The organism is Streptomyces sp. NPDC046915, from assembly GCF_040644935.1.
Classification (GTDB): Bacteria; Actinomycetota; Actinomycetes; order Streptomycetales; family Streptomycetaceae; genus Streptomyces.
Genome location: NZ_JBEYXB010000047.1, coordinates 20,098 through 27,871 on the forward strand (window position 1 = coordinate 20,098; position 7,774 = coordinate 27,871).

The 7,774-nt window shown below is 70.5% G+C and carries 4 protein-coding genes; 3 read left to right on the forward strand and 1 reads right to left on the reverse strand.

Annotation, left to right across the window (positions count from 1 at the left end):
• Positions 1-298: 298 nt before the first annotated feature.
• Entirely contained in the window at positions 299-811 is a 513-nt protein-coding gene (locus ABZ915_RS48045; protein ID WP_361817602.1) for a hypothetical protein, read from the forward strand.
• A 76-nt stretch (positions 812-887) separates the two neighbouring features.
• Positions 888-1,559: an HAD family hydrolase gene (locus ABZ915_RS48050; RefSeq protein WP_361817605.1), complete on the forward strand. Its 672-nt coding sequence runs from the start codon at positions 888-890 to the stop codon at positions 1,557-1,559.
• Positions 1,560-1,590: 31 nt separating this feature from the next.
• Here the strand turns inward: ABZ915_RS48050 and ABZ915_RS48055 are convergent, their stop codons facing one another.
• Entirely contained in the window at positions 1,591-2,157 is a 567-nt protein-coding gene (locus ABZ915_RS48055; RefSeq protein ID WP_361817607.1) for a DJ-1/PfpI family protein, read from the reverse strand.
• A 576-nt stretch (positions 2,158-2,733) separates the two neighbouring features.
• Here ABZ915_RS48055 and ABZ915_RS48060 point away from each other — a divergent pair.
• The gene (locus tag ABZ915_RS48060) at positions 2,734-7,686 is read left to right on the forward strand and encodes an NAD-glutamate dehydrogenase (protein ID WP_361817609.1); all 4,953 of its coding nucleotides are present in this window, start codon (positions 2,734-2,736) and stop codon (positions 7,684-7,686) included.
• Positions 7,687-7,774: the final 88 nt, after the last annotated feature.

Genomic DNA, 7,774 nt, shown 5'->3' on the forward strand with positions numbered 1-7,774 from the left:
GGAAGAACCCGTTCGGCGGGCCCGGTGGGTACCGGGCGGTAACTTGCTGGTGGGGATCTTGTACGGGCCCGGGGACGGCGGCGGCAAGGAAGGACCCGGCCGGTGTCGCGGGGCCGGGAGGTTCACCTATCCGAGTGGCCGGGGAGGTGGGAAACCTTGTGGCGCGGGGGCGGACGGGGGTGAGTCGCGGGACATCGGGTGGACGTCCGGGGCGTCACGGGCGGGAACCCGAAAGAGGACTCCACACGTATCCTGAAGAACCTCAGCGGAGCCTTACGACCAGGAAAGAGCGGCCAGCATGCGCGTCTACGTCCCCCTGACCCTCTCCGGGCTCGCCGAGGCCCACAAGACGGGTGAGCTGGGGAGCGGCCCGCTCGCCGCGTACGCCGTCACGCCCGGGCTGCGCGAGTGGTACCTCTCCGAGGACATCGAGGAACTGGAGTACGCAGCGCTGAGCCGGGCCGCGCTGGCCTCCCTGCGGCTGCTGGCCGCGGAGCCGGACACGGCGCGGCGGCGTGTCGTGGTCGCCGTCGACGTGCCCGACCGCGCGGCCACCGCCGACCCGGACCGCGGGCTCGACGAGGCGGCGCCCGGCGAGGTGCGGGTGGCCGGGCCGGTGCGGCTGGCCAAGGCGGCGGCCGTGCATGTGGACGCGGACGACGCGGAGGCGGACGTGGCCGCCGCGGCCGGGGCGGTCGAGGCGGCGGACGGCGGGGACGACGACGCGCAGTTCGTCGTGGACGGGGCCGAGGACCACGAGCTGCTGTGGTTCGCGACGCAGGAGATCCCGAATCTGGTGGGGCTCGGGTAACCGACGTAACCGCTGTGACCTGAGGGATCACCCGCCGGTTCCATGATTGTCAGTGGCGGCGGGTACGTTTTTGGGCATGGGGATGCACTCGAGCGCGCACATCGTCTGGGACTGGAACGGGACACTGTTCCACGACAACGACGCGATCATCGTGGCGACGAACGCGGCGTTCGGCGAGCTGGGGCTGGAGCCGATCACGCTGGAGCAGTACCGGACGCTGTACTGCGTGCCGGTGCCCAGGTTCTACGAGCGGCTGCTGGGCAGGTTGCCGACCGATGCCGAGTGGGAGGTCATGGACGGCATCTTCCACCGGTACTACGCCGAGCACCGGGTGCGGTGCGGGCTGACCGAGGGCGTGGTGGACCTGCTGACGGCGTGGCGGTCGGCGGGCCGCAGCCAGTCGCTGCTGAGCATGTACGGGCATGACGAACTGGTGCCGCTGGTGCGCGGGTTCGGGATCGAGGCGCACTTCCTCCGGGTGGAGGGGCGGACCGGGCCGTCCGGGGGCAGCAAGGCCGAGCACATGGTGCGGCATCTCGAAGCGCTGGACGGGGTGGGCGTCGAGCCCGCGCGCACGGTGGTGATCGGGGACGCGGCGGACGACGCGGTGGCGGCGCGGTACGTCGGGGCGGGGGCCGTGCTGTACACCGGGGGGTCGCACAGCCGGGCCAGCCTGGAGGAGGTGGGCGTGCCCGTGGTGGACACGCTGGCGGAGGCCGTGGCGGAGGCGGAGCGGCTGGCGGCCTGACCGGCGGGCCCCGCCTCGCGCCCACATCGGCTCAGGTCACCGGCGCCTTCGCGCGCAGGACCTTCAGGAACTCCCGCATCCAGCCGGAGTGGTCCGGCCAGGCCCGGGCGGAGACGAGGGTGCCGTCGACGACCGCCTCGGCGTCCTGGAAGGTGGCGCCGGCGGCCTGCATGTCGAGTTCGAGGGCGGGGTAGGCGGTGACACGGCGTCCGCTGAGGCTGTCCGTGGCGGCGGTCAGCAGGGGGCCGTGACAGATCTGGGCGACCGGTTTGTCGGTGTCGAAGAACGACTTGAGGATCTTGCGGACCTCGGGATCGTTGCGGAGATACTCGGGGGCGCGGCCGCCGGGGATGACGACGGCGACGTACTGGCCGGGGTCGACCTCGGAGAAGGCGAGGTCGGCGGGCCAGGTGTAGCCGGGCTTCTCGGTGTACGTGTCGAATCCGGGTTCGAAGTCGTGGACGACGAACTTCAGCTTCTTGCGGGTGGGGGCGGCGATGTGAACCTCGTAGCCCTCCTCGCGGAGACGCTGGTAGGGGTACAGGACCTCCAGTGACTCCGCTGCATCGCCGGTGACGATGAGGATCTTGGCGGTCATGTCGGGCGGCTCCTCTCGGGAGGACAATCCCTGTCTACGGCAAACGTCCCTCCGATGAGCCCCGTTGCCAAGGGGACCCGCCGGTTTCCGGGGAGACTTCCCCGCGCGGCCCGGACCACCCTGGATACGCCTTCCCGGCCGTCTCCACCCCTGTGCATAACGTCAAACTTCCACCCCCGGATTTGTACACATACGGCTCATGACGGGCCCCCGGTCGGGAGCGATAGCCTTGTGGCGTGATCAGCGCGATAGTTCGCGGGGGCACCGGTGCCCCCGCCCTGCGCCCGGCGAGCACGGACGACATCCGTGACCGGGCGGCAGTCGCTGGTCTTCGCGGGCGGGACGGGGGCGCAAGGGCCCCCGAGGCGCCGCGCACGCCCCGGGGAACGACGTCGCCGAGAGCAGCGTCACACCCGTCGGGCGCGCCGAGAATGGCTGATTACCCCCCGCTCCTCTCACCTTGCGGCATAGCGTCGGACCGGACCGGACACCCCGGGCCGTGGCGGCGAGCCGGAAGGAAAGAGGCCGTACTTCCTTCTACGTCACGCAACGGCGCGCGACAGGAGCCAGAGGACAATGCAGACCAAGCTGGACGAAGCCAAGGCCGAGCTGCTCGAGAGGGCTGCTCGGGTAGCTGAGAACAGCCCGGTCGGGGGGCACCTACCGACTGGGATCACGGGCGAGGGCAATCCGGGCGCCCCGGACGGCCCGGACCAGGAATCCATGCTCGCGTTCCTCCAGCGCTACTACCTGCACACCGCCCCCGAGGACCTCGGCGACCGCGATCCGGTCGATGTCTTCGGAGCCGCGGTCTCGCACTACCGCCTGGCCGAGAACCGCCCCCAGGGCACGGCCAACGTGCGGGTCCACACCCCGACCGTCGAGGAGAACGGGTGGACGTGCAGCCACACCGTCGTCGAGGCCGTCACCGACGACATGCCCTTCCTCGTCGACTCGGTCACCAATGAGCTGACCCGGCAGGGACGCGGCATCCACGTCGTCATCCACCCGCAGTTCGTCGTCCGGCGCGATGTCACCGGCAAGCTCATCGAGGTGCTGCCCACCCCGCCCGCCGGCGGCGAGCTCCCGCACGACGCGCACGTCGAGTCCTGGATCCACGTCGAGATCGACCGCGAGACCGACCGCGCCGACCTCAAGCAGATCACCGCCGACCTGCTGCGCGTGCTGTCCGACGTCCGGGAGGCCGTCGAGGACTGGGAGAAGATGCGGGACGCGGCGCTGCGCATGGCCGAGACCCTGCCGGACGAGTCCATTCCCGCTGATCTCGCCGTCCCCGAGGTCGGGGAGGCCCGCGAGCTGCTGCGCTGGCTGGCCGCCGACCACTTCACCTTCCTCGGCTACCGCGAGTACCAGCTGCGCGAGGACGACTCCCTGGCCGCGGTCCCCGGCACCGGACTCGGCATACTGCGCTCGGACCCGCACCACTCCAGCGATGAGCAGCACCCCGTCAGCCCGTCCTTCGAACGGCTCCCGGCCGACGCCCGGGCCAAGGCCCGCGAGCACAAGCTGCTGGTGCTGACCAAGGCCAACAGCCGGGCCACCGTGCACCGGCCGTCGTACCTGGACTACATCGGCGTCAAGAAGTTCGACGCGGACGGCAACGTCGTCGGCGAGCGCCGCTTCCTCGGCCTGTTCTCCTCCGCCGCCTACACCGAGTCCGTCCGCCGGGTCCCGGTGATCCGGCGCAAGGTCGAAGAGGTCCTGGAGCGCGCCGGCTTCTCGCCCAACAGCCACGACGGCCGCGACCTGCTCCAGATCATGGAGACCTACCCGCGCGACGAGCTCTTCCAGACCCCGGTCGCCGAGCTCCAGTCCATCGTCACGTCGGTGCTGTACCTCCAGGAGCGCCGGCGGCTCAGGCTCTACCTGCGGCAGGACGAGTACGGCCGCTACTACTCCGCGCTGGTCTACCTGCCCCGCGACCGCTACACCACCGGCGTCCGGCTGCGGATCATCGACATCCTCAAGGAGGAGCTGGGCGGCACCAGCGTCGACTTCACGGCCTGGAACACCGAGTCGATCCTCTCCCGGCTGCACTTCGTGGTCCGGGTCCCGCAGGGCACCGAGCTGCCGGAGCTCAGCGACAGCGACAAGGACCGCATCGAGGCCCGCCTGGTGGAGGCGGCCCGGTCCTGGACCGACGCGTTCGCCGAGGCGCTGACCGCCGAGTGCGGCGAGGAGTACGCGGCCGAGGTGCTGCGCCGCTACAACAACGCCTTCCCCGAGGGCTACAAGGCCGACCACAGCCCGCGCGCCGCGGTCGCCGACCTCGTCCACCTGGAGCGGCTGAGCGAGGACAAGACGTTCTCGCTGAGCCTGTACGAGCCGGTGGGCGCCGCGCCCGAGGAGCGCCGCTTCAAGATCTACCAGAAGGGCGGCACGGTCTCCCTCTCCCGGGTGCTGCCGGTGCTGAGCCGGCTCGGCGTCGAGGTCACCGACGAGCGGCCGTACGAACTGCGCTGCGTGGACCGGACGACCGCGTGGATCTACGACTTCGGGCTGCGCATGCCCAAGGTGGTGGGCGGCGGCGCGGAGTACCTCGGCGACGACGGCCGTGAGCGCGTCCAGGACGCCTTCGCGGCCACCTGGACCGGCCGCGCGGAGAACGACGGTTTCAACGCCCTCGTGCTGAGCGCCGGCCTGACCTGGCGGCAGGCGATGGTGCTGCGCGCGTACGCCAAGTACCTGCGGCAGGCGGGCTCCACCTTCAGCCAGGACTACATGGAGGACACCCTCCGCAACAACGTCCACACCACCCGGCTGCTCGTCTCCCTGTTCGAGGCGCGGATGTCGCCGGACCGGCAGCGCGCCGGGCTGGAGATCGTCGACGCCCTGCTCGAGGAGCTCGACGCGGCCCTGGACCAGGTGGCGAGCCTCGACGAGGACCGCATCCTGCGTTCCTTCCTGACCGTCATCAAGGCGACGCTGCGCACGAACTTCTTCCAGGAGACCCGTGGCGGCGAGCCGCACGCGTACGTCTCCATGAAGTTCGACCCGCAGGCCATCCCCGATCTGCCGGCGCCGCGCCCGGCGTACGAGATCTGGGTGTACTCGCCGCGCGTCGAGGGTGTGCACCTGCGCTTCGGCAAGGTCGCCCGAGGCGGCCTGCGCTGGTCGGACCGCCGTGAGGACTTCCGCACGGAGATCCTCGGCCTGGTCAAGGCGCAGATGGTGAAGAACACCGTCATCGTGCCGGTCGGCGCCAAGGGCGGCTTCGTCGCCAAGCAGCTGCCGGACCCGAGCGTGGACCGGGACGCGTGGCTGGCGGAGGGCATCGCCAGCTACAAGACGTTCATCTCGGCGCTGCTGGACATCACCGACAACATGGTGGCCGGCGAGGTCGTGCCCCCGCAGGACGTCGTGCGGCACGACGAGGACGACACCTACCTGGTGGTCGCGGCCGACAAGGGCACGGCGACGTTCTCGGACATCGCCAACGAGGTCGCGCAGTCGTACAACTTCTGGCTCGGTGACGCCTTCGCCTCCGGCGGCAGCGCGGGCTACGACCACAAGGGCATGGGCATCACCGCCCGCGGCGCCTGGGAGTCCGTCAAGCGGCACTTCCGGGAGCTGGGCGTGGACACCCAGACCCAGGACTTCACGGTCGTCGGCATCGGTGACATGTCCGGTGACGTGTTCGGCAACGGCATGCTGCTGAGCGAGCACATCCGGCTGGTCGCCGCCTTCGACCACCGGCACATCTTCATCGACCCCACCCCGGACGCGGCCGTCTCCTACGCCGAGCGCCGCCGCCTGTTCGAACTGCCCCGCTCCAGCTGGGCCGACTACGACACCGACCTGCTGTCGGCGGGCGGCGGCGTGTTCCCGCGTACCGCCAAGGCCATCCCGGTCAACGCGCACATCCGCGAGGCGCTCGGCATCGAGGGCAAGGTCACCAAGCTGACCCCGGCCGACCTGATGAAGGCGATCTTCAAGGCCCCGGTGGACCTGCTGTGGAACGGCGGCATCGGCACGTACGTCAAGGCGGCCGGCGAGTCCAACGCGGACGTCGGCGACAAGGCCAACGACGCCATCCGGGTCGACGGCGGTGATCTGCGCGTCAAGGTCGTCGGCGAGGGCGGCAACCTGGGCCTGACCCAGCTGGGCCGCATCGAGTTCGCCATGCAGGGCGGCAAGATCAACACCGACGCGATCGACAACAGCGCGGGCGTGGACACCTCCGACCACGAGGTGAACATCAAGATCCTGCTCAACGGCCTGGTCACGGACGGCGACATGACCGTCAAGCAGCGCAACAAGCTGCTCGCCGAGATGACCGACGAGGTCGGCCGTCTGGTCCTGCGCAACAACTACGCGCAGAACACGGCGATCGCCAACGCGCTGGCCCAGTCCAAGGACATGCTCAACGCCCAGCAGCGCTTCATCCGCCACCTGGTGCGCGAGGGCCACCTCGACCGGGCGCTGGAGTTCCTGCCCACCGACCGCCAGATCCGCGAGCGGCTGACCCAGGGCCAGGGCCTGACCAGCCCCGAGACGGCCGTCCTGCTGGCCTACACGAAGATCACGGTCGCCGAGGAGCTGCTGCACACCTCGTTGCCGGACGACCCGTACCTGCGCGGCCTGCTGCACGCGTACTTCCCGGCCGCGCTGCGCGAGCAGTTCGCCGAACAGGTCGACGGCCACCCGCTGCGCCGCGAGATCACCACGACCGTACTGGTCAACGACACGGTCAACACGGGCGGCACGACGTATCTGCACCGGCTGCGCGAGGAGACCGGTGCCTCCCTGGAGGAGATCGTCCGGGCGCAGACCGTGGCTCGTACGATCTTCTGCTCGGCGCCGGTGTGGGACGCGGTGGAGGCGCTCGACAACCAGGTCGACGCCGACGTCCAGACCCGTATTCGCCTGCACTCGCGCCGTCTGGTCGAGCGCGGCACGCGCTGGCTGCTGAACAACCGGCCGCAGCCGCTTCAGCTCGCCGAGACCGTCGAGTTCTTCGCCGAACGGGTCGAGCAGGTCTGGCAGCAGCTGCCCAAGCTGCTGCGCGGCGAGGACCTGGAGTGGTACCAGCACGTGTACGACGAGCTGGCTGCGGCCGGTGTCCCGGACGAGCTGGCGACGCGGGTGGCCGGGTTCTCCTCGGCCTTCCCGACGCTGGACATCGTCTCGGTGGCCGACCGCATGGGCAAGGAGCCGCTGGACGTCGCCGAGGTCTACTACGACCTGGCCGACCGCCTCGGCATCACCCAGCTCATGGACCGCATCATCGAGCTGCCCCGCGCGGACCGCTGGCAGTCCATGGCCCGCGCGTCCATCCGCGAGGACCTGTACGCGGCCCACGCGGCCCTCACCGCGGACGTCCTCGCCGTCGGCAACGGCACCTCCACTCCCGAGCAGCGCTTCAAGGCCTGGGAGCAGAAGAACACGGCGATCCTGAGCCGGGCGCGGACCACCCTGGAGGAGATCCGCGGCTCGGAGACCTTCGACCTCGCCAACCTGTCGGTGGCGATGCGGACGATGCGGACGCTGCTGCGCACGCATTCGTAGACGTGCGCACGCACTCGTAGGCGTACGACAGCAGGGGGCGCCCCGACGCGGTGGCAGGTCGGGGGGGCCACGGGGGGTGGGGGGATGT

What these genes read in the sequence shown, in the direction of transcription:
- ABZ915_RS48055 (WP_361817607.1), bottom strand. Translation starts at nt 2,157, where the DNA reads ATGACCGCCAAGATCCTCATCGTCACCGGCGATGCAGCGGAGTCACTG.
- ABZ915_RS48045 (WP_361817602.1), top strand. Translation starts at nt 299, where the DNA reads ATGCGCGTCTACGTCCCCCTGACCCTCTCCGGGCTCGCCGAGGCCCAC.
- ABZ915_RS48060 (WP_361817609.1), top strand. Translation starts at nt 2,734, where the DNA reads ATGCAGACCAAGCTGGACGAAGCCAAGGCCGAGCTGCTCGAGAGGGCT.
- ABZ915_RS48050 (WP_361817605.1), top strand. Translation starts at nt 888, where the DNA reads ATGGGGATGCACTCGAGCGCGCACATCGTCTGGGACTGGAACGGGACA.